The sequence below is a fragment of the Streptomyces sp. NPDC031225 genome, assembly GCF_055570355.1.
The window spans coordinates 15,157-41,630 of record NZ_JBVIHJ010000035.1 but is presented as its reverse complement, the minus strand read 5'-3'; the positions used below and the strand labels follow the sequence as shown (position 1 = coordinate 41,630).

The following is a 26,474-nucleotide window of genomic DNA, read 5'->3' as shown; positions in this document are numbered from 1 at the left end:
CGGGCTCGACGGCACGGGCACCGCGGGGACACGCGGGTGGGTCAGTTCTCGCCGAGGAGCTTGTTCATCTCGGTGATCTCGGCGTTCTGCGAGGTGACGATGGAACCGGCCATGCCCGTGGCGGGCTTGTAGGCGCCCTTGTCCTGCTCGGTCGTGGCCATCTTCACGGCGCCCTCGTGGTGCTCGACCATCATGGTCAGGAACATGGAGTCGAAGTCGGCGCCGGAGGCCTTCTTCAGTTCGTCCATGTCGGCGCTGTCCATCATCCCGGCCATGCCTGAGTGCGCGGAGTGATCCATCCCGGGCATCGACGACGGGACGTCCTCGCCCCAGGTCTTCAGCCAGCCGGACATGGTCTTGATCTCCGGCCCCTGAGCCTTCTCGACGCGCGCCGCGAGGTCCTTCACCTTGCCGGACGAGGCCCGGCCGTCGGCGAGTTCGGCCATCTCCACGGCCTGCTGGTGGTGCGGGATCATGCCCTGCGCGAAGGAGACGTCCTGGGCGTTGTGGGACTCGGCACTGGCGGCGCCGCTGTCGTTGCTGTCGTCGCTGCCGCCCCCACAGGCGGCGAGAGCGAACACGGCGCTCACGGAAAGGGCAGCGAATCGGGTGGTGCGCATACGGGAACTCCTGCGGTGCGAAACGGATTTGGACGTGGCGAAGCACGCCGTGTCTAGATCCGCAGGAGTTGGAGTTCCGCGAGGGAGGGCGGCGCCCGGGCACCACCCTGAGACGTGACGACCTCCGGGCCGGGAGCGTCGTCCCCTACGGCCGTTGCGGTGGGGTCGGGAACGAGCGCGGGCAGCGCGGGCCCACCGCTCACCGCGCCCGACGCGCAGGTCGGGTCGGCGTGGTGAAGGTGTCCGGAGCCGCAACCGTCGTGGCAGGGCTCGTCGACACCGGCGGCGACGGTCGCCATGTGCGCGGAGCCGCCGCCGGGGTGGCCCTGGAGCCCGCCCCCGGGCGCCATCCCGTGCATGGCCAACAGCCCGACGAGCAGCCCGAGCACGAGCAACGCCCGCCGCAGGGGCGAGAGTGCCGGCAGTTGCTCGGGGCTGGTCATCGGACTCATCCTAGGGGGCGCACAGGACCGCGACCCGCAGGGGCACAGGGCTGGGTTCGGGGAGCGGGCTCCGCCGCACGGGTGTGCCCCAGCACCCAGGGGGCCTGTCGGCGGGCCCCGGCACCCGGCCGGTGAAGCCGCTCCGCCTGCGGAGAGCCACGACGCGAACGGTTCGCCCAGCGCCGTCGTCGGCGTACGTTCTCCGGGAGTCCGTCGAGGGGCGACGGGCCGGGAAGGACCGTGTGGACACCGACCGCCGAGCCAGGGCGCAGCGCTTCGCCGATCTGCACCGGGAGGGCTGCTTCCTGCTCCCCAACGCGTGGGACGTGGGCAGCGCCCGGATCCTTGAGGCGGCCGGATTCCCGGCCGTGGCGACGACGAGCGCGGGTGTCGCCTTCTCCCTGGGACGGCCCGACCACGACTTCTTCGCCGACCGGCCGCCCGAGGACCGCGTCGACCGCGCGACCATGCTGGGCCGGGTCCGTGAGATCGCGGGCGGGATCTCCGTACCGCTGAGCGCGGACCTGGAGGACGGATACGGCGAGTCGCCCGAGACCGTGGCCGCCACCCTCGCGATGACGCTCGCCGCCGGAGCCGCGGGCGGCAACATCGAGGACTTCACCGGCGACCGCACCCGGCCGCTCTACGACGAGAAACTGTCCGTCGACCGCATCCGCGCCGCCCGCGAGACCCTGGCGGCCGACGGCGAGCCCTTCGTCCTCGTGGGCCGTACCGACGTGCTCCTGGTCGGCGGCCCGCTCGACGAGGCCGTACGGCGGGCCAACGCCTACCTGGAGGCGGGCGCCGACTGCGCGTTCGTCCCCGGCGCCGCCGATGCCGCGACCATCGGGACCCTGGTCCGTGGGATCGACGGCCCGCTCAACGTGGTGATGGGCCTGACCGGCAACGCGCTCTCCCTCGACGACCTGCGCGGACTCGGCGTACGACGGGTCACGGTCGGCGGCAGCATCGCCCGCGCGATGTACCGCCATCTGCTGGACGCGGCACGGGAGTTGGCCGACCGCGGCACGTTCTCCTACGCTGCCGGCCAGCTCTCCCAGACGGAGCTCAACGACCTGTTCCGGCAGGGCTAGCGGACGGCGCCAGACAGCTCGGTGCCTCGGGGGCGTCCTCGGCGTGCCGGGTCAGCGCGCAGACCGTCCGCAGGGCGACCTTCCAACCGCCGTCGTCCTGGAGTACGGCCGCCCCCGGGCCGCCGGGGTCCAGCCGGTGCCCGTCGCGCGTGAGGTCGTAGGCCACGTCGGCGTACCGGTCCGAGGTGTACGACACCGAGGTCACCTCGGCGCGCAGCTTGCGGCCGCTCGGGTCGCGGAAGAGGTTGTCGACCATCAGGGCGTTCTCGTCGCCGTCCTCGACGACGCCTGTGCGTTCGTCCAGGGAGGACCCGGGGTCGAAGAGGACCGTCCACGCGTGCCGGATGTCCTGTTCGGCCCGTGCCGGCTCCGGGGGCGCGGTGGCGCTCGGTGTCGGGGAGACGGAGAGCGAAGGGGAGCCCCCGGGTGTGGCCGGGCCCGGCGATCCGGTGGCGGAGGACCTGGCCGTCCGGGAGACGGCGTCGTCAGCGCCGCCTCCGTCGGCGTCACAGGCTCCCGTCAGGACGAGGGCGGTGACGGCGAGCGTCACCGCCCAGGTCCCGTGCCGTGCAGGGGAGCTCGCACAGGTCATGGCACTCCACCTCCGGGTTCGCCGTGTGGCTGGCCTACCCGGAGGCGGACGATTCATCCGGGACGGATGCGAATTCCCACGTGCGCCCCGCGCGTTCCCGCGCGTTCCCGCGCCTACTCGGCGGTGCCGCCCCGGCGCCGGACCGCGAAGACCACGGCGGCCGCCGCCACGAGGATCCCGGCACCGATACCGGTCCACGCGCCCGCGGACAGCCCGCCGTCGTCGTCCGTCGCGGTGTCGGCGGCCTGCGGGGAGGCCGCCGGGCTCGTCTTTGCGGCGGCGGTCGGAGTGGGGCTCCCGGAGAGGCTGGGCGAGGGGCTGGGCGAGGGGCCGACCGGCTTCGCGCCGGGTGCCGCGGCCTTGAGCTTCAGTGTGGGTGCCGGGTTCTCGCCGTTCTCGTCCAGCTCGATCCAGCGGTCGACGTGTCCGTCGCCGTAGGTCTGGAGGGTCTTGAAGGCCACCTCCTTCGCGTCCGGCAACTGCCGTACGACCACGGAGTACTCGGCGCTCTCGCCGGTCTTCAGCTCCGTGCCCCTGACGGTGTAGCCGTCGTCGGTCGCGCTGAACTTCCAGCCCTTGGGGCCCTCGTCGTAGACCACGTCGGCCGGGGCGATGCCCTCGGGCAGCACCACGCGCACCTCCTTGATCCCGGAGGAGTCGGACTCCGCCTCGGCGTGGAAGGAGACGGTGACGTTCTCGGCGAGGGCCTGCGCCTTGTCGGCCTCGACCTCCGTGTGGGCGGCGGCCGGAACGGCGGTGAGCAGCACGGCGGTCGCCGCCGTCGCGGCAGCAATGGACAGGCGGGGCAGGGTGATACGGGACATGGATGTCTCCAGGCAGGGTGGCACGGCGGGCCGGCCGTCCGGCACGGGCCGGACCGGCATCCCGTTGAGGTCAGTGGGCGGGAGCTGCGCTCGCCGCCGGAGGACCCCGCCGTACCACCGCGTGCGCCAGCAACGGCCGCCCGGTGAGCGGTCGTTCGTCGCGGTTCGGCACGACGGCCACCGCTGCCGTCGGCGCGGGTGACGCGGGCCGGGCGAACAGCAGCAGGGCGGCGGCCAGTCGGGGCCGCACCGCGTCGAGCGCCGCCGTCACCCCGCGGGCCACCGTCCAGCAGGCCGCGTCCGCGCGGTGCAGCAGGACCGCGACCAGGGCGGCGACCAGCGCGTGGGCCGCCGTCATGGCGAGGGACCCCTGCGGGCTCTCGTGCCACGCCGGCCGGGTGCCGTGCGGATGGCCGCCCGGGTGCCGGGAGGCCGACGCGTGCGCGGTGACCGTCAGCCACAGATGCAGCCCGGACTGCCCCGCGACACTGCAGGCGACGACCGTCGCCAGGCTGCGGGGCCGCTGCACACCGACGAGGCCCACCGCGAAGAGCACGGCCGTCGCGGCGGCGCCCCACGTCCAGGGCACCGGGCCCTCGGAGAGCAGGTGATGGGCGCTGATCCCGAGGACCGTACCGACGACGGCGAACACCGCGGCCCGCAGAACGGGCAGAGGCGCGCGAGTCGTCGTGACGGAACGGTGCATGGCCCGCTCATCATGGGCCATGCCGGACCCGCTCGGCACGGGGGTCCGGGAAACTCCTCTGCCACCGACGCCGTACGCACCGACCCACTCGCAGGTCGCCGGTGTGTGGACGGCCGCCGGGTCCGCGCTGGGGTTCGCCTCGAAGCCGAAGGCCCGCAACGACTTCTCGCCGGGAAGGCGGCAGCCTTGATGCGTCGTTCCGAGCGGCGGCGGGCCCGGTCGTCGCGCTCGGCCATCAGCGGTCCGGCGAGGAAGCCGCGATACGACATCTGTCACGGGCGGCCGCTTCGGAGAGCCCCGTCCCGGAAGCGCACAAAGCCACGCGTATGTCGCCAGGACCGGCTCCCGCCTGCGCGCCTGCCCTGGCCCTGCCTGTCGCGACCGGCTGCCGACTTGCCCTGGTGTGCTAGACAGGGAGTAACCAAAGGGGCATTTTGCAGCAGCTCACGCTCGGAATCATGTCGCAGACCCGCAAGGAGAACGAGCATCGTCTGCCGGTTCACCCCGCTCATTTCGAGCGTATCGACGCCGCTCTCCGCAAGCGCATCTACCTCCAGGAAAATTACGGAGAGTACTTCGGCGTCCCGGACAGCCGGCTCGCCCCGCTCGTCGCGGGCTTCCGCTCGCGGGAGGAACTCATCGCCGACTGCGATGTCATCCTGCTGGCCAAACCCCTCCACGAGGACCTGGCGGAACTGCGCGAGGGGCAGGTCCTGTGGGGCTGGCCGCACTGCGTCCAGGACGAGACGCTCACACAGACCGCCATCGACCGACGGCTGACTTTGATCGCCTTCGAAGCGATGAACCACTGGACCCGCAGCGGCGCCTTCAACCTGCACGTCTTCCACAAGAACAACGAGCTGGCCGGGTACTCCTCGGTCCTGCACGCCATGCAACTGACCGGCGTGACAGGCGACTACGGGCGTCGGCAGCGTGCCGTCGTCATCGGCTTCGGCGCGACCGCCCGCGGCGCGGTGACCGCGCTCAGCGCTCTCGGTGTGCACGACGTCGACGTGCTCACCGCACGTGGCGTCACCGCCGTCAGCTCCCCCATACACTCCGCGCGGATCGTCCACTTCGACCACGACCGAGCCGACGACACCCTCGACCCGCGACGCAGTGTCGCCCTCACCGAGGACGGCCCGATGCCGCTGGCCGAGTTCCTCGCCGGGCACGACATCATCGTCAACTGCGTGCTGCAGGACACCGACGCACCGCTGATGTTCCTGATTGACGAGGACCTGCCCAAGCTGGCCCCGGGCACCCTGGTCATCGACGTCTCCTGCGATGAGGGCATGGGCTTCGCCTGGGCCCGGCCCACCACCTTCACCGAGCCGATGTTCACCGTCGGCGACCACGTCGGGTACTACGCGGTGGACCACAGCCCCTCCTACCTGTGGAACTCCGCGACCTGGGAGAACAGCGAGGCCCTCCTGCCCTATCTGGACGTCGTGCTTCAGGGGTCCGACGGCTGGGACACCGACGACACGATCCGGCGTGCCATCGAGATCCGCGGGGGCGTCGTCCAGAACCCCAAGGTGCTCGCCTTTCAGCACCGCTCCGCAAAGTATCCGCACGCCCACGAGGAGACCCGGGTGGCGTCGCGGCTGTAGTCGGCGGGGCATCCGGCGTTTCGGAGCAGTGGGAATCCGGCTCGTCCGTGGAGCTCCGTGGGACGGGGCGCTCTTGTCCCGCTTGTCGCACGGGAACAGCGGTGCCGGATCGGGGGCGCGGCATCCTGTGACGCCGCGGGTCTGATCCGCCGGCTGTGCGGCCTCGTGTCCGGTCGTACATCATCAAGTGCCGCATTCCTGCCCGTCGTGCCGGATGTGCGGAGCGGCAAGGCCCTCGGCCGTGCAGCCGGTGGACGCCCAGTGCCGGCCCGGGTCGACGCGATGCCGCTTACGAGCAGACCTGCTTGTGACGCGGGCCGGAGTACGGTGGAAAGGACAGAGGCTTTCCGTATGTCGGAAATGGGCCCGGCCTGCCCCGGGCTGTCGCCTCGTGGGCGGGTCCACCAGCCCGCCTTCCTTCCGCAGAGCTCCACCCGTCCTCACAGGGCAGCCCGTGAAGCCGGCCGCGCCATCCGCATCCAGGCCGAGGAGGCGCCGTCATCCACCTCTTCGAACGCCTCGGCCGCGTGCACGAGGTGCGCCGGTCAGGTCCGGCCCGCGTCGCCGCTCACCGCGCCCGACATCAATCGTTCCTCCGTGCACGGCAGTTGGCAGGAGCCCCCATGACCACCGCACTACCGTCCCCGCTTCCGTCCCATCCCCTCCTACGTCTGCGCCTGGCGCCGCGCGGCGGTAGTCCCCGGCCGATCGACGGAGCATGGTGGCCCCGTTCGTACGACCTGCTCGCCGAACTCCCCCGACTGCTCGCCGGGTTGCCGCGCGCGTGGGGCCACATCACCAGCGTCACGGTCAACGGGGCGGCCTGGTCCGCGGTGCCCGGCCGGATGCTCGTCTCCAACCAGGTCGTACAGCTGCACAGGACCCTCACGGCATCCGCCGCGCACACCATCGTCCTGCTCGCGCCCGGCCACGGGCGCTGGGACCTGCTGGTCGTGCCACCGGACACGCCCGAGGAGGCCGCGGAACCGCTCATGGAGGCCGGGGCGGACAGCCAGGCGCAAGAAGCCGTGAAGAAACCTCGCCGTTGATCTCGTGGGGCGGGCGGGGTCGAGCGCGTGCGGCGAGCGGTGCGGCCGGCGCTGCCCGGCGCGCAGGAAGGCCTTGCAGGCCGGGGCGTCGGTCCGGGCGACCAGCCGAGAGAAACCGAGCTGCCGGAAGTCGCGGGTGACCGCCGCAGACGGGTGAGCCGTCGCAGAACGCCTCCCGACCCGGGTACTGCCGGCCTGGTCGTTCCCGAGTGGACTCCACGTACGGACCCGCGCCTGCCCGAGCTCGCGGCACAGGTCATCTCCGACGCCTTCGTCAGCGCCGTCGGTCCGGCGCCGGCACCGGACTGGCGCGACGGTCGCCTCAGTTGAGCGGCGTCACGTCTTCGGCGCTGCTCGGTCGGTCCCGGTGTCGATGAGGATCTGTTCGGCTTGCGTGATGTTGTCGGCGCGGACGGCTTCGGCCATCGCGGTGCGTGCCGCCTCGGGCGTCGCGTGCGGCGGGATGGCGAGGAGGGAGAAGTGGTCCTGATCGCCCCTGGTGACGAGGACGGTGTCGTCGCCGACCGGGAAGGAGTCGATGTGGACGACGCGGCCGTCGACGAGCAGTCGCGTGGGCACCGCGTCCCAGGCTCCGGCGTCCAGGCCGACGCGTGTGAGCGGCCCGAGGTACTCGGTCAGCGCGGAGATCAGGGCGGGAAGCTCGGCTGCGATATCACGGGAGCACGGCCACCACGCCCCGTCGAGGACGCCCCGGCGGTCATGCGTGGTCTGTAGCCGTACGACAGCGGTCCCCGGCTTCACCGCCTGGTGGACGGCGTCCGGCAGGAGCCTGGTCACACGCGGGAAACCGGAGTCGGACATGACACCCGCCTCTCTGCGCGAGACATGGAGTGACTTCCTCGTACCACGGTACTCCGCAGCCCTCAGCAGTCGTAAAGCTCGCTGGTCACAAGGGCTGGCGTAGGGTGAAAGATCCAGTCCAAGGATCCACACGCCCAAGAGGGAACGGTCATCATGCAGCCCCAGGAAACCCCCTCGGACGGACACGCCGACGTACGTATCGTCGCCGCTTCCCCCGAGGTCGCCCGCCGGGTCGCGGAGGTTCTCCGTCACTGCTTCGCCACCACAGAACAGCGCAGCTATCCCGCGGACGCCGGGGGAGGGACCCGCCTCGAGCTCACTGTGGACACCACCAGCGCGGCAGAACCGGCGCGGTCCTGGCTGGAGACCAGCCGCTCCTCGGGCAAGGACGGCCGCCGGACGTGAGGGATCTCCGGGAGCGGTCCGTTCGGCGTCTTCGGGGAGTAGCGTGAACCCATCGGGAGCACTTCGCGCACCGGCTCCGATCCCGGTGTCGTTCCTGGTGAGCAACAGCACCGGGCAACTGCGCACGCGCAGGGGTTCGGAGACGGGTTCGCACGATGTCCGCGATCACCGACCATCCTCCGCCGCGCGCTGTGCCCTTCGGGGCCCCGGCCGCACGCCTTGCCCTCAAACTCGTGAGTCCCTCCCCGGGGCAGGTCGAGCTGGACGGCGCTTGGTGGCCCCACTCTCGTGACCTGAATTACGAACTCCCCTTGCTGGCCGACGTACTGGACCCGTTGTGGGGACGGATCACCCGTATCGCCGTCAACCCCCGCTACTGGCCGATCATCCCGCAACGGATTTTCGTCAACGGGCATGTGGTGAAGGTCGGTTGGTTCACCACGGACCTGGATCCGCACAAGATCCTGCTGCTGTCCGGAGCGTCGGGCCCCTGGGGCCTCCTGGTGATACCTCCGGAGGTCAGCGACCCGTCGGCCGCCCGACTGATGGCCGCCGCGAGCGTGAGCACCGCCCCGCAGTCGACCGCGACCGCTCTCATGACGGCCGAACTGGTCGACGCGCCCTCCGCATCGGCCGACGCCCACGCCGACGCCGACGGCGGACGGCCCGACCGGCCGGCCGCGTCGATGGGGCTGTATGCGCCACCGCCCAGGCCGTAGAGAGGCGGCGCCGATCGCGAACCGCTGCGTTGACACGGACCGTCGCCGGACGCGGAAAGGCCGCACGGTGCCGGGCCGTGCGCCCGCGGAACACACGGCGAAGCGTTGCACCATCCCACCTCGCCCGGTCCCCGCGAGCAGCCACCCACCGGACAACAGCGAGGCCCGCCATGACCGTTGCACGGAGCATCAGGAACCAGGCGCAGACGATGAGGGGCAGGATCACGCAAGAGCTCGGCCGAGTCACCGGAAACAGGCGACTGCAACGCCGAGGCAGCAACGACCGCGTCTCCGGAAGTCTGAAACAGGCCGTGGAGAAGACCAAGGACGCCTTCAGGCGGAACGGAAGTAGCCCCCGATGATGTACGACCAGACACGCGCCCGGCAGCCGGCCGGCCAGACTCCTGGCCCGGCCGGACGCCGTAGCCCAAGCACGGAGCCGCTGCTCCCGTCGGACGAACAGGACAAGATCGTCCAGCGCCTCCGGCACGCCCTCAACACCTTCGCCGACACCCCGCTCGAGGCGCTGGAAGAGGCCGAGGGCGCCTATGACGAAGCCATCGCACAGCTCGTGAACGCCCTCGCGGAACGACGGCGTCTTCTGCGTGCCGGCTGGCAGGACCAGAACCCCGACGCACAGTCCGACGAACTTCGGCACGCACTGAGGCAGTACCGGGAGACCACCCAGAGGCTGCTCCACATCTAGGCGGCCACTACGCCGCGTCGCGGCCGGGCGCGGAGTAGGGTTGACAGTACCGAGGGCACTTCGCACACCGGCTTTCACGCCGGGTCGTTCTCGGCGAGAGATGAAACCCGGGCCGCCGCAGAGGCGGCCCGGAGACGGGTCCGCATCATGTCGGCGACCTTGCACTCAACCCTGCCGCATCCCGAGCCCGTCGCAACCCCGGCCGCGCGTCTCGCCCTGAAGGCCGACGGCGCCTCCCGCGGACTCCTGGACGGTGCCTGGTGGCCCCGCTCCCGGGATCTGCTGAGTGAACTGCCCGCGCTGACCGGCGTGTTGGACCCCCTGTGGGGCCGGATCACACGCATCGCCGTCAACCCGAAGTACTGGCCGGTCATCCCGCGCCGGGTTCCCGTGGACGGCCACATCGTCAAGGTCGGCTGGTTCACCCCGGAGATCGACCCGCACAAGCTGCTGCTGCTCTCCTACGGCACCGGCCGCTGGGACCTGCTGATCATCCCGCCCGAAACCGGAGCGGAGTCGGCGGCCCGGCTGATGACCGCCGCGTCCCGCTCCGACGGACCGCCCCTGACCGCGAGCGCGCTCATCGCCGCGGACGAGGCCCGGCACGATGTCGCCGCGACCTACGAGCCGGTGGACCCGGGCGAGGCATGGGAATACGAGGGCGGCGCCACCGCGATGCCCGCGGCCGTCCCGCACCAGCCCGGTCGGGCCAGTCGCCTGATCGTCGGTATGTGACGCGGCCGCCGTGAACGGCTTCCTGACAGCCGCCGCCTTAATCGTCCTCACCGCGGCGGCGGCCTACGCGACCCACCGGCTCACTGTCGAGCACGCCGACAGAAGCGCCGCGCACCGCCACAGCGCCCCCCTGCCCGGCCACCGCGGACGCGGCACGCCACCACCCCTGGTGGAACCCGGCCCGTCCCGGTCGGGAATTGAACAGCGCGCAACCCAGGCTCGACGGCGACCGGCGCCTCTTCGGCCGGCTCGTGACACGGGACCCGGAGCGGTAGATCATCGTGACGGCGCGCGGCCGTCCTGAAACGATCAGCTGGACGCCGTGGTGTTGCCGGGCTCGACGACCTCCCCCTTGATCACCTTGGGGGTCGGCGGGCCCTCCTTCGCCGCCCGTGCCTCCGCCTTGAGGATGCGCGCCGACTTTCCCGCGGAACGGGTCAGCTCGGGACCCTTCTTGATGGCGAGGACGGCAATGACGACGATCAGGATGATCGCGAGTTCGCTCAGTCCGAACATGTGAAGGCCTCCGTCAGACGTTGACGCCGGAGTCGGACACGACGCCCGCCGGACCGGCAGCGTACCCGTCTCCTTCGCGCCAGGTCACTTTGCTTGTCCTTTACCCTTGTGTGGAACGCCCCCGACCGACGAAGGAGCCACAGTTCCGCAATGGGTGAGCCTCCCAGTACCAGCCGTGCCGTCCGCCGCCCGACCGGGGGAGCGGGGGTGACCCGGTGACCGAGATCCCGGTCGCCTCGCTGGTGATCGGCATGCTCGCCGAGCCCTCCTTCGGGGTGGGGCCTGCCCCGGCGACCGCGTGATCGCCGGGCGGTTCGGCCCCACCGCTGGTAGATCTGGGAACGCCGTTCCCGTCCCGGCCGTTCACACCCTGCACGTCACTACCGAAGGAGCAAGCCCGTGTCCGCCCCACCGACGGACTCCCGCCCGACGCGATCCACCCGCCGTTGAGTACCACAAGCGCCGTCCTCGGCCTGCTCGCCGTGTTCCTGCTGACCGCGGGGACCGGCTACTTCGTCGCCCAGGAGTTCGCGTACGTCTCCGCGGACCGGCTCGCACTCTCCCGCGAGGCCGAGGCCGGTGACAAGAAGGCCGCCCGCGCCCTCAAGGTCCTGGGCCGACTGTCCTTCATGCTCTCCGGCGCCCAGCTGGGCATCACCGTCACCGGTCTGGTCGTCGGCTTCATCGCCGAACCGTCGGTCTCCGCACTGCTGAAGCCCGCCCTGACCGGCATGGGCATCCCCGAGGGGGCCGTCGGCGGCATCTCCGTCGTGCTGGCCTTCGTCCTGGCCACCGTCGTCCAGATGGTCCTCGGCGAACTGGCCCCGAAGAACCTCGCCATCGCCGTCCCCGAACGGCTCGCGAAGGCCCTCGCACCCTCCACGCTCGGATACCTGAAGGTCGTCGGCCCGCTCGTGCACGTCTTCGACGGCGCGGCCAACCGCCTGCTCCGCAGGGTCGGCATCGAACCCGTCGAGGAACTCCACCACGGCGCCACCCTGGAGGAGCTAGGCCACCTCATCGGCGAGTCCCACGAACAGGGCGAACTGCCCAAGGACACCGCCGAACTCCTCGACCACGCCCTGGAGTTCTCCGAGCGCACCCTCGACGAGGTGATGGTGCCGCGCGTCGACGCCGTCTTCGTCCGGAGGGACGCCACCGCCGCCGAGGCGATCGACCTGATCGCCGAGCACGGCCACTCCACCTACCCCGTCCTCGGCGACCACCCCGACGACGTGCCCGGCGTCCTGGGCGTACGGGAGTTGATGCGCCTGCCCGCCCATGAACTCGCCCGGGCCACCGCGGGCGCCCTCGCCCGCACCCCGCTGCTGCTCCCCGACACACTGCCGCTGCCGGACGCCGTCGAGCGGATGCGTGAGAAGGACGACGAGTTCGCGGTCGTCCTGGACGAACACGGCGGCGTCGCCGGCATCGTCACCTACGAGGACATCGCCGAGGAACTGGTCGGCGACATCGCCGACGAGACCGACACCGTCACCGAACTCGCCGTGCCCGACGGGGCGGGTTGGCTGGTCGACGCGGGCCGCCGCCTCGACGAGATCGCCGACGCCACCGGCGTCGAACTGCCCGAGGAGGAGGACTACGACACCGTCGCGGGCCTCGTCGTGGACCGCCTCGGCCGTTTCCCCGCCATCGGGGACCGGGTCACCGTCGACCTGCTCCCCGGCGGCCGCGCGGTGATCGACGTACGGACCCTGGACCGGCACGTGCCGGAGCGGGTCCGCATCGAGAGGCTTTCCGAGTCCGAGTCCGAGTCCGAGTCCGAGGAGGAGCAGGCATGAGTTTCCCCATGGCGCTCCTCGTCACCGTCCTGCTGCTGATCGGCAGCGGGTTCTTCGTCGCCGCCGAGTTCGCGCTGGTCGCCGCCAAGCGGCACCGCATGGAGAAGGCCGCGGCGCAGGGCCGGCGCGGTGCGAAGGCGGCTCTGGCCGGGATGCGCGAGCTGTCGCTGATGCTGGCGGGCGCCCAACTCGGCATCACCGTCTGCACCCTGGGCCTCGGCTCGGTCTCCAAGCCCGCGATCTCCCACGAACTCGACCCGCTGCTCCACGACTTGGGCCTGCCCAGCGGACTCAGCTACGGCGTGGCCTTCGTGTTCGCCATGTTCGTCGTGGTGTTCCTGCACATGGTGCTCGGTGAGATGGCCCCCAAGTCCTGGGCGATCGCCCACCCCGAGCGTTCCGCGATGCTGCTCTCACCGCCCTTCCGGGCTGTCGTCAAGGTCGTCCGGCCGCTGATCTCGGTGCTCAACTCCATGAGCAACGCGCTGGTACGGCTGTGCCGGGTCACCCCGCGCGACGAGCTGGCAGCCGTGCACAACCGGGAGCAACTCACCCACCTGGTCGAGGAGTCGCAGCGCCTCGGCCTGATCAGCGAGGCCGACTCCGAGCTGCTCACCCGTTCGCTCACAGAGCCCGAGACCCCGGTCGGCGACCTGCGGATCCCGGCCGCGGACATCACGTCAGTGGCGGGTACCGCCGACCTCGACACCATCCTGCGCACGGCCGCCGACCACGACCGCACCCGCATGCTGGTCCGTGAGGGCGACCGGGTCCTCGGCTCCCTCCACGCCCGCGACGCCCTGGTCGCCCGCGCCCAGGGCCGTACCGGGACCGCCCGCACCCTCGCCCGCCCGGTCCCGGAACTGACGCAGGACACCAAGGTCGCCGACGCGATCGACCTGCTCCGCCGCAACCGCGCCTCGCTGGCGGTCGTACGCGACGAGGCGGGCACGCTCACGGGCATGGTGACCCTGGACGACCTGCTGGCGCGCTACCTGCAGCCGCAGTCGGCCTGAACGGGATCGTGCGGGGACACATGACAGAGGGCAGGGAGGTCAGCACCTCCTTGCCCTCTTCAACGTATAGCCCACGGGGGGCCTTGCGGCAAGGCCCCGGTGGTGCCGCACAATCCCCGTCCGAGGCCGGAGCCTGCGGGAACAGACCATGAGCGCAGCGGCCCGGCCCGTGTCGACAGAGGGGGATTCGATGATCGACGTGACCGTCGTCGGCGGCGGACCGACCGGACTGATGCTGGCCGCCGAGCTGCGGCTGCACGGCGTGCGGGTGGTCCTCCTGGAGAAGGCGGCGGAACCGACGCAGGTCGTCCGCTCGCTCGGTCTGCATGTGCGCAGCATCGAGGTGCTGGACCAGCGCGGGCTGCTGGAGCGGTTCCTCGCCCACGGACGGCAGTTCACCGCCGGCGGCTACTTCGCCGGCATCGACAGGCCCTGGCCGGAACGGCTGGACAGTGCGCACGCCTACGTCCTGGCCATCCCGCAGACGACCACCGACCGTCTGCTGGCCGAGCATGCAGTCGAGCTCGGCACCAAGGTCCGGCGCGGCAGCGAACTGGTCGGACTGAGCCAGGACGAGAACGGGGTGGACGCCGAACTCGCCGACGGGACCCGGCTGCGGTCGCGCTGGCTCGTCGGCTGCGACGGCGGCCGCAGCACGGTGCGCAAGCTGATCGGTGTCGGCTTCCCCGGCGAACCCGCCACGACCGAGACACTGCTCGGCGCGATGGAGGTCGGCGTGCCGCCGGAGACGGTGAGCAAGGTGGTGACCGAGATCCGCCGCACCCAGAAGCTGTTCGGCCTCGGGCCCGTCGGGGACGGGCTGTACCGCGTCGTCGTGCCCGCCGAGGGGGTGGCGGAGGACCGCTCGGCCGCGCCGACCCTCGACGAGTTCAAGCGACGGCTGAGGGCGGTCGCCGGTACCGACTTCGGGGTGCACTCACCGCGCTGGCTGTCCCGCTTCGGCGACGCCACCCGGCAGGCGGAGCGCTACCGGGTTGGCCGGGTGCTGCTGGCCGGCGACGCGGCGCACGTCCACCCGCCGGTCGGTGGACAGGGCCTCAACCTCGGTGTCCAGGACGCGTTCAACCTGGGCTGGAAACTGGCCGCCGAGGTGGCCGGCTGGGCGCCCGGAGGACTGCTCGACAGCTACCACGCCGAACGGCACCCGGTGGCCGCCGACGTGCTCAGCAGCACCCGCGCGCAGATGGAGCTGCTCTCGACCGAGCCGGGGCCGCGGGCGGTGCGCCGGCTGCTGTCGCAGCTGATGGACTTCGACGAGGTGAACCGGTACCTGGTCGAGAAGATCACCGCGATCGGCGTGCGCTACGACTTCGGCGAGGGCCATGAACTGCTCGGCCGGCGCCTGCGGGACCTCCCGCTGAAGCGCGGCCGACTCTACGAGCTGACGCGCGGCGGCCGCGGACTGCTCCTCGACCGGACCGGGCGGCTCTCGGTGGCGGGCTGGTCGGACCGGGTCGACCACGTCGTCGACGGCAGCGGGGAACTGGACGTGCCCGCGGTACTGCTGCGACCGGACGGCCATGTGGCGTGGGCGGGCGAGGACCGGGCGGAACTCCTCGACCGGCTGCCCAGGTGGTTCGGCGCCGCCGCCTGACCGCGAGGAAACGCCGACCCGCGAGGCCCGGTCGCCCGGGCACTCGCGGATGCCCGTGAGTGCGGTCCGCGGTCCGACGTGGACCGTGTGCTGTCAGACGGTGGCGGGCAGCACGTGGTCGCCCGCCTTGTCCGTGCTCAGGCACAGCGAGCAGACCACCGCGTCGTGGGTGGCGCAGGCGGCCAGGTCGGGGCGCTCGTACGGCTGCCGGCAGACGTGGCAGTCGTAGGTGACCGCGCTCGGGTTGCCGTCGGCGTCCAGCATCGGCTCGTCGATGCCGTCGTCGGTGCGGCGCAGGTAGTACTTGCCCTTGGTGACGACGGCCATCAGCGGGGTGAGGACGAAGGCGATGAGGGCGGCGGCGACGGGGGAGTACGGCTGGAGGGTGTCGCCGAGGGCGTGGAAGTACATGGCGATGGACAGGCCGGAGGCGGCGACGAAGGCGACCACACCGACCGGGTTGACGGCGTAGAGCATGCCGCGGCGGAACTCGGGGGCGTGCGGGGAGAGTTTGAGCAGGTACTTGTTGATGCCGATGTCGGTGGCGACGGTGACTACCCAGGCGATCGCGCAGTTCGAGTAGAAGCCGAGGATGTCGTTGAGGAAGCTGAACATGTCGGCTTCCATCAGGGCGAGCGCGAAGCCCAGGTTGACCAGGACGAAGACCATGCGGCCGGGGTAGTGCTTGGTGAGGCGGGTGAAGGAGTTGGTCCAGGCGAGCGAGCCGGAGTACGCGTTCGTCACGTTGATCTTGATCTGGCTGATCACGACGAGGGCCACGGCCAGCGGGAGCACCAGCCAGGACGGCATCATCGCGTCGAAGGCGCCCTTGAACTGCTGGATGGGTTCGGGGGCGACGTCCGCGCCGACCTTCGCGAGGATGTACACGGCGAGGAAGACACCGATGGCCTGCTTGAGCGCACCGAGTACGACCCAGCCGGGACCGGCCATGATGACCGCGGTCCACCAACTGCGCTTGTTCGCCTCGGTCTTGGGCGGCATGAAGCGCAGGTAGTCGATCTGCTCGCCGATCTGCGCGATGAGCGAGAGACACACGCCCGCGCCGAGAAGGACGGAGGCGGTGTTGACGCCGCCGTCGCCGTCGGTGCCCGCGTAGGCGAGGAAGCGGTCGACCGTGCCCGGGTCGGTGGAGATCAGGTAGATCAGCGGGCCGACCATCAGCAGCAGCCAGACCGGGGTCGTCCAGACCTGGAGCTTGCTGAGCGCCTTCATGCCGTAGATGACCAGCGGGATCACCATCAGCGTGGAGACCAGGTAGCCCAGCCACAGCGGGAGTCCGAGGCCCAGCTTGAGGCCCTGGGCCATGATCGAGCCTTCGAGGGCGAAGAAGATGAAGGTGAAGCTGGCGAAGATGACGCTGGTGAGGACCGAGCCGTAGTAGCCGAAGCCGGACCCGCGGGTGATCAGGTCCAGGTCGATGTTGTAGCGGGCGCCGTAGTAGGCGAGGGGGAAGCCGGTGACGAAGATGACGACGGCGGCGACGGCGATCGCCACGAGCGCGTTGCCGGTGCCGTGCGCCAGGCCGATGCCTGCGCCGATGGAGAAGTCGGCCATGTAGGCGATGCCGCCGAGTGCCGTGGTGGCCACGACCATCGGGGTCCAGCGGCGGTAACTGCGGGGCGCGAAGCGGAGGGTGTAGTCCTCCAGCGTCTCGTTGGCCGCCTGGTCGGCGGATGTCGTCGGGTCTGCCGTTGCCGACCGTGACTCGGTTGTGCTCATGTCACGCCTCCCGGTGGGGCTCGGAGCGGGTGGTGGGGGGACGTGTGGGAACCCCGCTTGACGTCGTCGGCAGGAGGGGGCGGTCGCCGGGCCGTCGTCAGCTGCCCGGCGGCCCTGTATACGACGTGGATCCCACGGCGGGTCACCCTAGGAAGCGGTTGTTACCGAGCGGCCGGGCTGTCATGAACGCGAAGTTTCTGGGACCTCACGCGGTGTGCGCGTGGGGCGGCCGGGTTCGGAGGGGGCGCCCGCGGTGATCGGGGCGTGGCCCGGGTGAGGGTGAGGGTCGCGGCGCGGTCCCGGCATCGTGAGGCGGGCGGCGCGATACGGCTGTGTGCGGTGCCGTCCGGGCGGGTGGTGCAGCCGTTCCTGCGCGCGCCTGCCCGGGCCTGGCCAGGTGGGCCGGCGGCCCCGTTCGTCAGCCGGTCGCTCCGGTCGGGTCACGCCCGGGGTGCGGCCCGCTTGGGGGAGTCCGTGCGGTCCGCCTCGTCCTGGACGAGCAGGGACAGCAGTGACGCCACCGTCAGACCGGCCTCGGCCGGATGGCGCAGGACCTTGCCCGGGTCGATCCGGTAGGTGTTGGTGCGCCCCTCCCTGATGTGCGAGAGGTACCCGTCCTGCTCCAGATCGGAAATGATTTTCTGGACGGCGCGTTCGGTGAGCCGGCAGTGTGCGGCGATGTCGCGGATCCGGGCGCTGTGGTTGTCCGCGATCACGGCCAGCACGCGCGCGTGGTTGGTGACGAACGTCCATCCGGTGTGTGACTCGGGAACTCCATCCATGGCCCCACTCTACCGACCATATATTCACGCATCCAAAAACCGGAACATAGTTTCATGTATTGGTTGACGTATATAGGTCGGGGAGGGGAGTCTGGGTAGCGGAGGCAGCCGAGCACACAAGGGAGAAGGGTCATGCCGGAACCTGCGCACTCGGCGCAGCCCCTCATCGCGAGGGACGTGGCCCCGCCATGTCTGGCCACGGTCGAATCCGTGGTCGCCGGCGACCGGATGGTCGTCACATGCCGTGGTGAGTTCGACGTGGGTGCCGAGTGGCTCCAGCCCGAGCTCCATGCCGCCCTCGACCGCTCGGCCACCGGCATCGACCTGGACCTGGGCGAGGTCGGGTTCTGCGACTGCGGTGGCCTCAACGTCCTGTTGGGCCTGCGTCGGGCGGCCCTCGACCAGGGCAAGACCGTCTCCGTCCGGGTGAGCGGCCCTGCCGTGGGACGACTGCTCGACCTGACGGGCGCCAGGGAGCTGTTCGCGGCCGGCGGCGCGCAGAGCCCGTCCGGCACCGAGCGTCCTGAAGGCCTTGGCGGCCCGGCGGGCTCGTACGGCGCGGACAGCCCGGACGGACGGGTCGGCCAGGACACAGTGCTTGTCCCCGCTCTCGACGCACGGGGCCGGCCCGTGGACGTCGACGAGGAGCTGCGTCTGGAGGTCGGCCAGCTGCGCCGCGCCATGCGGACCCGGCCGGCCATCGACGTGGCCCGCGGCATCGTGATGGCGACCTTCGGACTGAGCTCCGAGGACGCCTGGACGGTGCTCGTCATCACCTCGCAGCACACCAACCGCAAGCTCCACCACCTCGCTCAGGAGCTGATGGGCGCCGTCGACGGAGAACCGGTTCCCCAGGAGGTCCGTCAGCAGATGGCCGCGGCCGTCACCCGGGTGCGGGAGGCCCCGCCGGCGGGGGACACCGGTCCGCAGACGCGGCCCTGAGCTCGGCGGGACCCGTCAGCCACCTTCCTACGTGAACTCCAGCAGCCTCCGTCGGACCGCCTCCGAAACTGCGGCCGCCCTGTTGCCCACGCCGAGCTTGCGGTAGACGCGCACCAGGTGCGCCTTGATCGTCGCCTCGCTGAGGCACAGGGACTCGGCGATGCCACGGTTGCTGTCGCCGTCCGCCATCAGTTGGACGACCTCCCGCTCCCGGCGCGTCAACTCCGGCGCCGGGCTGACCACTTGGCCGCCGAGCTCCCCGACCACCTCGGGCGCGAGCCCCATCCCGCCCACCGCGGCGCTCCGCACGGCACGGAAGAGGTCCTCGGGCGGCCCGGCCTTGAGCACATAACCGCGCGCGCCGGCCTCAGGCGCGCGGACGGCTTCGACGCCGTCGGCCACGGCGGCGCCCGGGCCGTCCTCTCGAACCGCGGGTCCATCAGCACGACGTCGGGCGCCAGATCCACGGCGAGACCCACGGCCTCCTCGGGATCCGAAGCCTCCGCGACCACGTTGAGATCCGGCTCGCCCTCCAGCAGGGCACGCAGCCCTGCCCGCACGACCGTGTGGTCGTCGGCGATCAGCAGGCGCAGCGGCGGGGCGGTCACCGTACGGCCGCCGTCGGACCCAGCGGCAGCAGCGCACCGGTGCACGGGCGGGCGGGGACGGTGGCTCGGATGCGGGTGCCCCGGCCCGGCGCCCCGTCGACGGTGAGATCACCGCCGTACTCCCGCAGTCGTGCCCGGGCGGCCGGCAGGCCGAAACCGCGGTCCGTGCGGGAGCTGCCGTCGACCTGCGCGAGGTCGAAGCCGACGCCGTCGTCGCACAGGTCCAGGTCGACGGCCCCCGCACCCCACCGGCCGGTGGCCGTCGTCCGACCGGGCGCCTACCCGCGGTCGGTGTCCTGGCCGAAGGCCTTCAGGATCCGCTCGGCGGCCAGCGTGGCCGTCAACTCCCCGTTTCTGACCTGCTGTTCGAGGTCCGGGGCGAGGGTGCGGACGGCCGGGTCGGAGCGGAGGCGGCCGAGCAGGTCGTCGCGGACCATCGTCCAGGTCCAGTCCACCTGCTGGTCACGGCGTTTGGCGGCGAGGCGGCCCGTGGAGTCGAGCAGCGTGCGGTGCTGTTCGAGGCGCTCCCACACGGTGTCCAGGCCCGCCGACTCGCGGGCGCTGCAGCTCAGCACCGGCGGGGTCCAGGCCGCGTCCCTGCCGTGCATCAGGCGCAGCGCGCCCGCCAACTCCCGTGCGGCGGCCTGCGCGTCGCGCTGGTGCGGCCCGTCCGCCTTGTTCACGGCGATCACGTCGGCCAGCTCCAGGACACCCTTCTTGATGCCCTGGAGCTGGTCGCCGGTGCGGGCCAGCGTCAACAGCAGGAAGGAGTCGACCATGTTGGCGACGGCGGTCTCCGACTGGCCGACACCGACGGTCTCGACGAGCACGACGTCGTAGCCCGCGGCCTCCATCACCACGATCGACTCCCGGGTCGCCTTGGCCACCCCGCCGAGCGTGCCCGCCGTGGGGGAGGGCCGTACGAAGGCCGCCGGGTCGACGGCCAGGCGTTCCATGCGGGTCTTGTCGCCGAGGATCGAGCCGCCGGTACGGCTGGAGGACGGGTCCACGGCGAGCACGGCCACCCGGTGTCCGAGCGAGGTCAGCATCGTGCCGAACGCGTCGATGAACGTCGACTTGCCCACACCCGGTACTCCGCTGACACCGATCCGCCGCGCCCGGCCGCTGTGCGGGAGCAGCGCGGTGAGCAACTCCTGTGCGAGTGGCCGGTGTCGGGGATGGGTGGACTCGACGAGCGTGATGGCGCGGGCCACGATCGCCCGCTTCCCGTCGAGCACACCCTTCACATAGGCGTCGAGATCGATCACTGCCCGTGCCCGAGGTCGGCCGACAGGCGCTCCACCAGGTCGTAGGCGGCGTCCGGGATCACCGTCCCCGGCGGGAACACCGCCGCCGCACCCATCTCCAGCAGGGTCGGCACGTCCTGCGGCGGGATCACCCCGCCCACCACGATCATGATGTCCTCCCGGCCCTCCTCGGCCAGCGCCTCGCGCAGCGCCGGTACGAGGGTGAGGTGACCGGCGGCCAGGGACGAGACGCCGACGATGTGCACGTCCGCCTCCACGGCCTGGCGGGCCACCTCGCCCGGGGTCTGGAACAGCGGGCCGACGTCGACGTCGAAGCCCAGGTCGGCGAAGGCGGTGGCGATCACCTTCTGGCCGCGGTCGTGGCCGTCCTGGCCCATCTTGGCGACCAGGATGCGCGGGCGGCGGCCCTCGGCCTCCTCGAAGGCGTCCACCAGGGCGCGGGTGCGGTCCACGGACGGGGACTCCCCTGCTTCGTTGCGGTACACGCCGGAGATCGTACGGATCTGGCTCGCGTGCCGGCCGTACACCTTCTCCAGGGCGTCGGAGATCTCCCCGACCGTGGCCTTCGCGCGGGCCGCGTGCACGGCCAGTTCCAGCAGGTTGCCCTCGCCGTCGGCGGCCCGGGTCAGCGCGTCGAGGGCGTCCCGGCAGGCGGTCTCGTCGCGGTCCGCGCGCAGCCGCCGCAGCTTCTCGATCTGCTGGGTGCGCACCGAGGAGTTGTCGACCTTGAGGACGTCGATCGCCTGGTCGGTCTCGACGCGGTACTTGTTGACGCCGATCACGGGCTGGCGGCCGGAGTCGATGCGGGCCTGGGTGCGGGCCGCGGCCTCCTCGATGCGCAGCTTGGGGATGCCGGCGTCGATCGCCTTGGCCATGCCGCCCGCCGCCTCCACCTCCTGGATGTGCTGCCACGCCTTGCGCGCCAGGTCGTACGTCAGCTTCTCCACGTACGCGCTGCCGCCCCACGGGTCGATGACCCGGGTGGTGCCGGACTCCTGCTGGATCAGCAGCTGGGTGTTGCGGGCGATGCGCGCGGAGAAGTCGGTGGGCAACGCCAGTGCCTCGTCGAGGGCGTTGGTGTGCAGCGACTGGGTGTGGCCCTGGGTCGCCGCCATCGCCTCGACGCAGGTGCGCGTGACGTTGTTGAAGACGTCCTGCGCGGTGAGCGACCAGCCCGAGGTCTGCGAATGGGTACGCAGCGACAGGGACTTGGCGTTCTGCGGGTCGAACTGCCGGACCAGCTTCGCCCACAGCAGGCGGGCCGCGCGCAGCTTGGCGATCTCCATGAAGAAGTTCATGCCGATCGCCCAGAAGAAGGACAGCCGGGGCGCGAACGCGTCCACGTCCAGGCCGACTTCGCGTCCCGCGCGGATGTACTCCACCCCGTCCGCGAGGGTGTACGCCAGCTCCAGGTCGGCCGTCGCACCCGCCTCCTGGATGTGGTAGCCGGAGATGGAGATGGAGTTGTAGCGCGGCATCCGCTGCGAGGTGAAGGCGAAGATGTCGGAGATGATCCGCATCGACGGCTTCGGCGGATAGATGTAGGTGTTGCGGACCATGAACTCCTTGAGGATGTCGTTCTGGATGGTCCCGGCCAACTTCTCGGGCGGCACGCCCTGTTCCTCCGCCGCCACGATGTACAGCGCCAGCACCGGCAGCACGGCGCCGTTCATCGTCATCGACACGGACATCTTGTCCAGCGGGATGCCGTCGAAGAGCTGCCGCATGTCGAGGATCGAGTCGATGGCCACGCCCGCCATGCCGACGTCACCGGTCACGCGCGGGTGGTCGCTGTCGTAACCGCGGTGCGTGGGCAGGTCGAAGGCGACCGACAGGCCCTTCTGGCCGGCCGCGAGGTTGCGCCGGTAGAACGCGTTGGACTCCTCGGCGGTGGAGAAGCCCGCGTACTGGCGGATCGTCCAGGGCTGGTTGACGTACATCGTCGGGTACGGGCCGCGCAGATACGGCGCCACACCCGGGTACGTCTCCAGGAAGTCCAGGCCCTCCAGGTCACGGCCGGTGTACAGCGGCTTGACCTCGATGCCCTCGGGCGTCTCCCAGGCGGACTCGGCCCCGCCGGTGGCGTTCTTCACGGCCGTACGCCAGTCGTCGGCACCGCCCTCGGTGGCCGGGGTCCCCAGCTCGATCCCGGAGAAGTCGGGGACGGAAGGGCCAGTGGGGGCGGTCATCAGGACACTCCCATGCGGTCGAGGGTGGCGGTGAGCACGGCGACGGCGTCGCAGCCCGCGAAGACGTAGGAGTCCACGCCGGTGTACTGCCCGGGCCGCCCGGCGAGGAACACGTGCCGCGCGCCTGCCGACCTGAGGGTCCCCGCGACGTCGTCGGCCCGCTCCTCGTACAGCGCGTCGCTTGAGCACAGACAGACCTCGGTGGCGCCGCTCTCCTCGAACGTGCCCTCGGTGACCGGCTCGACGCCGCCCGCCTGGAAGAGGTTGGCGGCGAACGTCGTACGCGCGGTGTGTGCGGCGGCGGGACCGATCGAGGCGAGGAAGACCCGCGGCCGGGACCCGGTCGCAGCGAGGTGCGCGTCGGAGCGGGCGCGCAGGTCCTCGTACGCCTCGTCGCGCCGGACGCGGGGCAGACCGCCGGTCCGGGGCTCGGGCGCGGGGGCGCGCTCCACGGGCTTCTCGCCGAGGTGCGGGAACTCGCTGACGCCGGTGATGGGTTCGCGGCGCGTGGCGAGCTTCTTGGAGCGCTGCGCCCATGTCGTCGCCAGGTCGGTGCGGAGCCGGCCGGAGCGCAGGACGGCCGCCTGGCCGCCGTCGCGTTCGATCGTCCGGAAGAACCGCCAGGCGGCCTCGGCGAGTTCGTCGGTGAGCCGTTCCACGTACCAGGAGCCGCCCGCCGGGTCGATCACCCGGGACAGATGCGACTCCTCGACCAGGATCGTCGAGGTGTTGCGCGCGATCCGCCGCGCGAACGCGTCCGGCAGACCGAGCGCGTGGTCGAAGGGCAGCACGGTCACCGCGTCGGCACCGCCGACCCCGGCGGCCAGCGTGGCGATCGTCGCGCGCAGCATGTTCACCCACGGATCGCGACGGGTCATCATCACCGGCGACACCACGGCGTGCTGCGCCTGCGCACCCGCGCCGGGCGCCCCGCACACCTCGGCGACCCGCGCCCACAGCCGGCGCGCCGCCCGCAGCTTGGCGATGGTCAGGAACTGGTCGGCCGTCGCCGCGTACCGGAACTCCAGCTGCCCGCAGGCCTGTTCGACGCTCAGCCCGGCCTCGGTCAGCCCCCGCAGATAGGCGACACCGGTGGCGATCGAGGAGCCCAGCTCCTGCGCCGCCGAACCGCCCGCCTCGTGGTACGGCAGCGCGTCCACGGTCAGCGCCCGCAGCCCCGGGTACTCCTCGGCGCACCGCCGGGCGAGCGGGACGACCGGAGCGAAGTCCAACGCCTCGCCCGTACGGGCCTCGTGGCCCAGCGGGTCGGCGCCGAGGTTGCCGCGCGCGGCCTTGTTGTCGACGCCGCGCTCGGCGTACAGCCGCAGCAACTCCCGGGCGGCGGACTCGAACCGGCCGCCCGCGTCGAGGACGACGGGTGCGAGGTCGAGGTAGACGCCGTCGAGGACCGTGCCGAGCGACGTGACCGGGACACCGTTCTCGCCCACCACCAGCCACAGCGAGGAGACGCCGTTCTCCAGGTCCGCGAGCACCGCGCTGTTGTCGGCGACCGCGTGCCGCTGCCGTACGTCCCAGCCGCCGCCGGTGTTCCCCTCGGCGCGCGCGCCGCGCACGAAGGGGGCGAAGCCGGGGAAACCGGGGTCGGGTACGGCGTCGTGCGCGGTGTACAGGGGGCGGGTGCGCAGCCCGTCCTCGAGCGCGGTGGACAGGGCGTCCTCAGCTGCCGTGCCGGAGACTTCCCTGCCCGACTTGCGCAGGACACCGGCCACCAGGCCGTGCCACTGTTCAAGATTCGCGGCAGGGAACTCGGCGGCCAGCGAGAGCCCGTCGTCAGGCAGGACCGTCATGCTCGGATGCTAGGCCAGAGCAGCAAAGGAGCAGCAGAGGGCGCGGCTGTGACCTTGCCCGCAACGCCACTGTGACGCCGGTCTCCCCTGTACAAATGGGGCGTATGGATGCCGAGACCCAGACCTATGTCGACGCGATCGACCCCGAGCACCGTCCGCTCTTCGACCGGGTGCACCGGCTGATCCTGGCGGCCTGCCCCGACGCCGACATCGGGCTGTCCTACGGGATGCCCACCTACCGGGTCGGCGACCGCAGGCTGCACGTGGGCGTGTGGCGGCACGGCGTCTCGCTCTACGGCTGGGACACGGACGCGGCCGCGGACCTCCTCTCCCGTCACCCGGGGCTCCTCAGCGGAAAGGGCACCCTCCGGCTCCGCTCCCAGGAGGTGCCGGACATCGGAGACGAGGAACTGAGCAGCCTCGTCCGCGCCTCGCTGGGGCCGGGCAGGGCCTAAGCGGGCGGAGACGCCGGGCGGTCCGTGTGCAGCCGCCTGGTGACCTCCGTCAGGTCGGCGACGAACATGCCGGCGAGTTCGGCGGTGAATCCGGTGCGTACGACCAGACGCAGCACGGAGACGTCCTGGCAGGGCGCGGGGAAGGTGTACGCGGGCAGGTGCCAGCCGCGGGCACGCATGGCCTGCGAGACGTCGAACACCGTGATGCCCTGGACGCCGGGTGCCACGCGGAAGGCGAAGGCGGGGAGTTCGGAACCGTCCGTGACCAGCTCGTAGGGGGCGATGGAGCGGATCCGGGCGGCGAGTGCCCGCGCTGTCGTACGGCTCTGGGCGGCCAGGTTGCGCAGCCCCTCGAAGCCGTACCGGAGGAAGCTGTAGTACTGCGCGACGACGTGCGCGCCCGGGCGGGAGAAGTTGAGGGTGAAGCTGGGTGAGCTGCCGCCCAGGTAGTCGACCTCGAAGACCAGGTCGTCGGGCAGGGCGGCGGCGTCCCGCCACAGGGCCCAGCCGAGACCGGGGAAGACGTGCCCGTACTTGTGGCCGGAGGTGTTGATGGAGGCGACCCGTTCGAGCTGGAAGTCCCACATCAGCCCCGGGTCGAGGAACGGCGCCACCATCGCACCGGACGCCCCGTCGACGTGCACGGGGATGTCGGTGCCGGTGGCGGTCTGGTATCCGTCCAGGGCGAGGCAGATGTCCGCGACGGGTTCGTAGGAGCCGTCGTACGTCGAGCCGAGGACGGTCACCACGCCGATGGTGTTGTCGTCGCAGTAGGCGGTGAGCGTGTCCGGCGTGAGGTGGTGGCGGCCCGGTTCCATCGGGACGTAACGCGGTTCCACCTCGAAGTAGTTGGCGAACTTCTTCCAGCACACCTGGACGTTCGAGCCCATCACCATGTTCGGGCGCGCGGTGTCCTTGCCCTGGGCCCGCCGGCGGGCCTGCCAGCGGCGCTTGAGCGCGAGTCCGCCGAGCATCGCCGCCTCGCTGGAACCGGTGGTGGAGCAGCCGCGGACCTGTTCCGGGCGCGGCGCGTGCCAGAGCCGGGCGAGCATCCGCACACAGCGTTCCTCCATGGCCGTGATCTGCGGGTACTCCGCGCGGTCCGCGAGGTTCTTCTCCGCCGTCTCCGCCATCAGCTCCCGTGCCTGCGGCTCCATCCACGTGGTCACGAAGGTGGCGAGGTTGAGCCGGGCGTTGCCGTCGAGCATCAGCTCGTCACGCACCCGGCGGCTGACCTGTTCGGGCGGCGACATGGAGGCGGGCAGCTCGTCGACGGGGAGCAGCAGGGGGTCGGCGGGCGGCCGGCCGGGGGCGGGTGCGGGTGCGGCGGTCAGGGTGTCGAACTCGACGGCGGGCATGACGTCGGTGTGCGGGATGGGCATGAGTGACTCGATGCCTTTCTGGC

At 71.5% G+C, this 26,474-nt stretch carries 25 protein-coding genes and 3 pseudogenes; 12 read left to right on the top strand and 16 right to left on the bottom strand.

Going from position 1 to position 26,474, the window contains the following annotated elements:
* Nucleotides 1-41 precede the first annotated feature (41 nt).
* Nucleotides 42-620, bottom strand: coding sequence for a DUF305 domain-containing protein (locus ACZ48Z_RS40635; RefSeq protein WP_468740952.1), 579 nt, complete (start codon nucleotides 618-620; stop codon nucleotides 42-44).
* Nucleotides 621-673: 53 nt separating this feature from the next.
* A complete protein-coding gene (locus ACZ48Z_RS40630) occupies nucleotides 674-1,063 on the bottom strand; it encodes a DUF6153 family protein (protein WP_468740951.1) in 390 nt (129 codons plus the stop codon).
* Between the two features lie 242 nt (nucleotides 1,064-1,305).
* On the opposite strand from ACZ48Z_RS40630, the gene ACZ48Z_RS40625 reads away from it, so the two are divergent.
* Nucleotides 1,306-2,157, top strand: a complete 852-nt coding sequence (locus ACZ48Z_RS40625) for an isocitrate lyase/PEP mutase family protein (RefSeq protein WP_468740950.1) — start codon at nucleotides 1,306-1,308, stop codon at nucleotides 2,155-2,157.
* On the opposite strand, the gene ACZ48Z_RS40620 is transcribed toward ACZ48Z_RS40625, so the two are convergent.
* The 4 genes and pseudogenes from ACZ48Z_RS40620 to ACZ48Z_RS40605 all read right to left on the bottom strand — a co-directional run.
* Complete coding sequence (locus tag ACZ48Z_RS40620) at nucleotides 2,132-2,749, bottom strand: MTB12 C-terminal domain-containing protein (RefSeq protein ID WP_468740949.1); 618 nt, start codon at nucleotides 2,747-2,749, stop codon at nucleotides 2,132-2,134. The genes ACZ48Z_RS40625 and ACZ48Z_RS40620 overlap by 26 nt on opposite strands.
* A 113-nt stretch (nucleotides 2,750-2,862) precedes the next feature.
* Nucleotides 2,863-3,573, bottom strand: a complete 711-nt coding sequence (locus ACZ48Z_RS40615) for a DUF1775 domain-containing protein (RefSeq protein WP_468740948.1) — start codon at nucleotides 3,571-3,573, stop codon at nucleotides 2,863-2,865.
* Nucleotides 3,574-3,643: 70 nt separating this feature from the next.
* On the bottom strand, nucleotides 3,644-4,279 hold the full coding sequence (locus tag ACZ48Z_RS40610; RefSeq protein WP_468740996.1) for a hypothetical protein: 636 nt from the start codon (nucleotides 4,277-4,279) through the stop codon (nucleotides 3,644-3,646).
* An 81-nt stretch (nucleotides 4,280-4,360) separates the two neighbouring features.
* Nucleotides 4,361-4,551 (bottom strand): annotated as a pseudogene (locus tag ACZ48Z_RS40605) (ATP-binding protein); the annotation flags it as partial.
* A 162-nt stretch (nucleotides 4,552-4,713) separates the two neighbouring features.
* On the opposite strand from ACZ48Z_RS40605, the gene ACZ48Z_RS40600 reads away from it, so the two are divergent.
* Entirely contained in the window at nucleotides 4,714-5,892 is a 1,179-nt protein-coding gene (locus ACZ48Z_RS40600) for a N(5)-(carboxyethyl)ornithine synthase (RefSeq protein WP_468740947.1), read from the top strand.
* Nucleotides 5,893-6,515: 623 nt separating this feature from the next.
* On the top strand, nucleotides 6,516-6,941 hold the full coding sequence (locus tag ACZ48Z_RS40595; protein ID WP_468740946.1) for a DUF5994 family protein: 426 nt from the start codon (nucleotides 6,516-6,518) through the stop codon (nucleotides 6,939-6,941).
* Nucleotides 6,942-7,277: 336 nt separating this feature from the next.
* On the opposite strand, the gene ACZ48Z_RS40590 is transcribed toward ACZ48Z_RS40595, so the two are convergent.
* Entirely contained in the window at nucleotides 7,278-7,763 is a 486-nt protein-coding gene (locus tag ACZ48Z_RS40590) for a DUF5994 family protein (RefSeq protein WP_468740945.1), read from the bottom strand.
* Nucleotides 7,764-7,916: 153 nt separating this feature from the next.
* Here ACZ48Z_RS40590 and ACZ48Z_RS40585 point away from each other — a divergent pair, with 153 nt between their 5' ends.
* From ACZ48Z_RS40585 to ACZ48Z_RS40570, 4 genes are all read left to right on the top strand, one after another.
* Entirely contained in the window at nucleotides 7,917-8,168 is a 252-nt protein-coding gene (locus ACZ48Z_RS40585) for a hypothetical protein (RefSeq protein WP_468740944.1), read from the top strand.
* Between the two features lie 191 nt (nucleotides 8,169-8,359).
* Nucleotides 8,360-8,887 (top strand): DUF5994 family protein, encoded by a 528-nt coding sequence (locus ACZ48Z_RS40580; RefSeq protein ID WP_468740995.1) that lies wholly within the window; start codon nucleotides 8,360-8,362, stop codon nucleotides 8,885-8,887.
* A 358-nt stretch (nucleotides 8,888-9,245) separates the two neighbouring features.
* A complete protein-coding gene (locus ACZ48Z_RS40575) occupies nucleotides 9,246-9,593 on the top strand; it encodes a hypothetical protein (protein ID WP_468740943.1) in 348 nt (115 codons plus the stop codon).
* 147 nt (nucleotides 9,594-9,740) lie between these two features.
* Nucleotides 9,741-10,328, top strand: coding sequence for a DUF5994 family protein (locus ACZ48Z_RS40570; RefSeq protein WP_468740942.1), 588 nt, complete (start codon nucleotides 9,741-9,743; stop codon nucleotides 10,326-10,328).
* A gap of 309 nt (nucleotides 10,329-10,637) precedes the next feature.
* On the opposite strand, the gene ACZ48Z_RS40565 is transcribed toward ACZ48Z_RS40570, so the two are convergent.
* Nucleotides 10,638-10,844: a twin-arginine translocase TatA/TatE family subunit gene (locus tag ACZ48Z_RS40565; RefSeq protein ID WP_468740941.1), complete on the bottom strand. Its 207-nt coding sequence runs from the start codon at nucleotides 10,842-10,844 to the stop codon at nucleotides 10,638-10,640.
* Nucleotides 10,845-11,290: 446 nt separating this feature from the next.
* Between ACZ48Z_RS40565 and ACZ48Z_RS40560 the strand changes: the two genes are divergently transcribed.
* The 3 genes from ACZ48Z_RS40560 to rox all read left to right on the top strand — a co-directional run bounded on the left by ACZ48Z_RS40560 (nucleotide 11,291) and on the right by rox (nucleotide 15,277).
* Entirely contained in the window at nucleotides 11,291-12,646 is a 1,356-nt protein-coding gene (locus ACZ48Z_RS40560; RefSeq protein WP_468740940.1) for a hemolysin family protein, read from the top strand.
* A complete protein-coding gene (locus tag ACZ48Z_RS40555) occupies nucleotides 12,643-13,662 on the top strand; it encodes a hemolysin family protein (protein ID WP_468740939.1) in 1,020 nt (339 codons plus the stop codon). Before ACZ48Z_RS40560 ends, ACZ48Z_RS40555 begins: the two co-directional genes overlap by 4 nt.
* A 190-nt stretch (nucleotides 13,663-13,852) precedes the next feature.
* Nucleotides 13,853-15,277 carry a rifampin monooxygenase gene (rox, locus tag ACZ48Z_RS40550; protein WP_468740938.1) on the top strand — a complete coding sequence of 475 codons (1,425 nt, stop codon included), beginning with the start codon at nucleotides 13,853-13,855 and terminating at the stop codon, nucleotides 15,275-15,277.
* A 93-nt stretch (nucleotides 15,278-15,370) separates the two neighbouring features.
* Here rox and ACZ48Z_RS40545 read toward each other — a convergent pair whose 3' ends face one another.
* Together ACZ48Z_RS40545 and ACZ48Z_RS40540 are read right to left on the bottom strand one after the other, a co-directional pair.
* The gene (locus ACZ48Z_RS40545) at nucleotides 15,371-17,017 is read right to left on the bottom strand and encodes a purine-cytosine permease family protein (RefSeq protein WP_468740937.1); all 1,647 of its coding nucleotides are present in this window, start codon (nucleotides 17,015-17,017) and stop codon (nucleotides 15,371-15,373) included.
* A 440-nt stretch (nucleotides 17,018-17,457) separates the two neighbouring features.
* Entirely contained in the window at nucleotides 17,458-17,799 is a 342-nt protein-coding gene (locus ACZ48Z_RS40540) for a helix-turn-helix transcriptional regulator (RefSeq protein ID WP_468740936.1), read from the bottom strand.
* Between the two features lie 132 nt (nucleotides 17,800-17,931).
* Between ACZ48Z_RS40540 and ACZ48Z_RS40535 the strand changes: the two genes are divergently transcribed.
* Nucleotides 17,932-18,741 carry an ANTAR domain-containing protein gene (locus tag ACZ48Z_RS40535; protein ID WP_468740935.1) on the top strand — a complete coding sequence of 270 codons (810 nt, stop codon included), beginning with the start codon at nucleotides 17,932-17,934 and terminating at the stop codon, nucleotides 18,739-18,741.
* A 27-nt stretch (nucleotides 18,742-18,768) separates the two neighbouring features.
* Here the strand turns inward: ACZ48Z_RS40535 and ACZ48Z_RS40530 are convergent.
* The 5 genes and pseudogenes from ACZ48Z_RS40530 to ACZ48Z_RS40510 form a co-directional block, all read right to left on the bottom strand.
* Nucleotides 18,769-19,349, bottom strand: a pseudogene (locus ACZ48Z_RS40530) (response regulator transcription factor).
* A pseudogene (locus ACZ48Z_RS40525) lies at nucleotides 19,346-19,579 on the bottom strand (ATP-binding protein); the annotation flags it as partial. The pseudogenes ACZ48Z_RS40530 and ACZ48Z_RS40525, both read right to left, overlap by 4 nt.
* 48 nt (nucleotides 19,580-19,627) lie before the next feature.
* On the bottom strand, nucleotides 19,628-20,617 hold the full coding sequence (meaB, locus tag ACZ48Z_RS40520) for a methylmalonyl Co-A mutase-associated GTPase MeaB (RefSeq protein WP_468740934.1): 990 nt from the start codon (nucleotides 20,615-20,617) through the stop codon (nucleotides 19,628-19,630).
* Entirely contained in the window at nucleotides 20,614-22,806 is a 2,193-nt protein-coding gene (scpA, locus tag ACZ48Z_RS40515; RefSeq protein ID WP_468740933.1) for a methylmalonyl-CoA mutase, read from the bottom strand. The genes meaB and scpA overlap by 4 nt, the downstream gene beginning before the upstream one ends.
* Nucleotides 22,806-24,614 (bottom strand): methylmalonyl-CoA mutase family protein, encoded by a 1,809-nt coding sequence (locus ACZ48Z_RS40510; RefSeq protein WP_468740932.1) that lies wholly within the window; start codon nucleotides 24,612-24,614, stop codon nucleotides 22,806-22,808. Before ACZ48Z_RS40510 ends, scpA begins: the two co-directional genes overlap by 1 nt.
* Before the next feature lie 104 nt (nucleotides 24,615-24,718).
* Here ACZ48Z_RS40510 and ACZ48Z_RS40505 point away from each other — a divergent pair, with 104 nt between their 5' ends.
* Complete coding sequence (locus ACZ48Z_RS40505) at nucleotides 24,719-25,069, top strand: iron chaperone (RefSeq protein WP_468740931.1); 351 nt, start codon at nucleotides 24,719-24,721, stop codon at nucleotides 25,067-25,069.
* Here the strand turns inward: ACZ48Z_RS40505 and ACZ48Z_RS40500 are convergent.
* The gene (locus ACZ48Z_RS40500; RefSeq protein WP_468740930.1) at nucleotides 25,066-26,451 is read right to left on the bottom strand and encodes a glutamate decarboxylase; all 1,386 of its coding nucleotides are present in this window, start codon (nucleotides 26,449-26,451) and stop codon (nucleotides 25,066-25,068) included. The genes ACZ48Z_RS40505 and ACZ48Z_RS40500 overlap by 4 nt on opposite strands.
* Nucleotides 26,452-26,474 lie beyond the last annotated feature (23 nt).

Bases quoted from the DNA above. Each gene is read 5' to 3' on its own strand.
- ACZ48Z_RS40535 (WP_468740935.1), top strand. From the start codon at position 17,932: ATGCCGGAACCTGCGCACTCGGCGCAGCCCCTCATCGCGAGGGACGTG.
- ACZ48Z_RS40585 (WP_468740944.1), top strand. From the start codon at position 7,917: ATGCAGCCCCAGGAAACCCCCTCGGACGGACACGCCGACGTACGTATC.
- ACZ48Z_RS40540 (WP_468740936.1), bottom strand. From the start codon at position 17,799: ATGGATGGAGTTCCCGAGTCACACACCGGATGGACGTTCGTCACCAAC.
- ACZ48Z_RS40575 (WP_468740943.1), top strand. From the start codon at position 9,246: ATGATGTACGACCAGACACGCGCCCGGCAGCCGGCCGGCCAGACTCCT.
- scpA (WP_468740933.1), bottom strand. From the start codon at position 22,806: ATGACCGCCCCCACTGGCCCTTCCGTCCCCGACTTCTCCGGGATCGAG.
- ACZ48Z_RS40545 (WP_468740937.1), bottom strand. From the start codon at position 17,017: ATGAGCACAACCGAGTCACGGTCGGCAACGGCAGACCCGACGACATCC.
- ACZ48Z_RS40505 (WP_468740931.1), top strand. From the start codon at position 24,719: ATGGATGCCGAGACCCAGACCTATGTCGACGCGATCGACCCCGAGCAC.
- ACZ48Z_RS40610 (WP_468740996.1), bottom strand. From the start codon at position 4,279: ATGCACCGTTCCGTCACGACGACTCGCGCGCCTCTGCCCGTTCTGCGG.
- ACZ48Z_RS40555 (WP_468740939.1), top strand. From the start codon at position 12,643: ATGAGTTTCCCCATGGCGCTCCTCGTCACCGTCCTGCTGCTGATCGGC.
- ACZ48Z_RS40635 (WP_468740952.1), bottom strand. From the start codon at position 620: ATGCGCACCACCCGATTCGCTGCCCTTTCCGTGAGCGCCGTGTTCGCT.
- ACZ48Z_RS40500 (WP_468740930.1), bottom strand. From the start codon at position 26,451: ATGCCCATCCCGCACACCGACGTCATGCCCGCCGTCGAGTTCGACACC.
- ACZ48Z_RS40565 (WP_468740941.1), bottom strand. From the start codon at position 10,844: ATGTTCGGACTGAGCGAACTCGCGATCATCCTGATCGTCGTCATTGCC.
- ACZ48Z_RS40570 (WP_468740942.1), top strand. From the start codon at position 9,741: ATGTCGGCGACCTTGCACTCAACCCTGCCGCATCCCGAGCCCGTCGCA.
- ACZ48Z_RS40510 (WP_468740932.1), bottom strand. From the start codon at position 24,614: ATGACGGTCCTGCCTGACGACGGGCTCTCGCTGGCCGCCGAGTTCCCT.
- rox (WP_468740938.1), top strand. From the start codon at position 13,853: ATGATCGACGTGACCGTCGTCGGCGGCGGACCGACCGGACTGATGCTG.
- ACZ48Z_RS40615 (WP_468740948.1), bottom strand. From the start codon at position 3,573: ATGTCCCGTATCACCCTGCCCCGCCTGTCCATTGCTGCCGCGACGGCG.
- ACZ48Z_RS40630 (WP_468740951.1), bottom strand. From the start codon at position 1,063: ATGACCAGCCCCGAGCAACTGCCGGCACTCTCGCCCCTGCGGCGGGCG.
- ACZ48Z_RS40620 (WP_468740949.1), bottom strand. From the start codon at position 2,749: ATGACCTGTGCGAGCTCCCCTGCACGGCACGGGACCTGGGCGGTGACG.
- ACZ48Z_RS40595 (WP_468740946.1), top strand. From the start codon at position 6,516: ATGACCACCGCACTACCGTCCCCGCTTCCGTCCCATCCCCTCCTACGT.
- ACZ48Z_RS40590 (WP_468740945.1), bottom strand. From the start codon at position 7,763: ATGTCCGACTCCGGTTTCCCGCGTGTGACCAGGCTCCTGCCGGACGCC.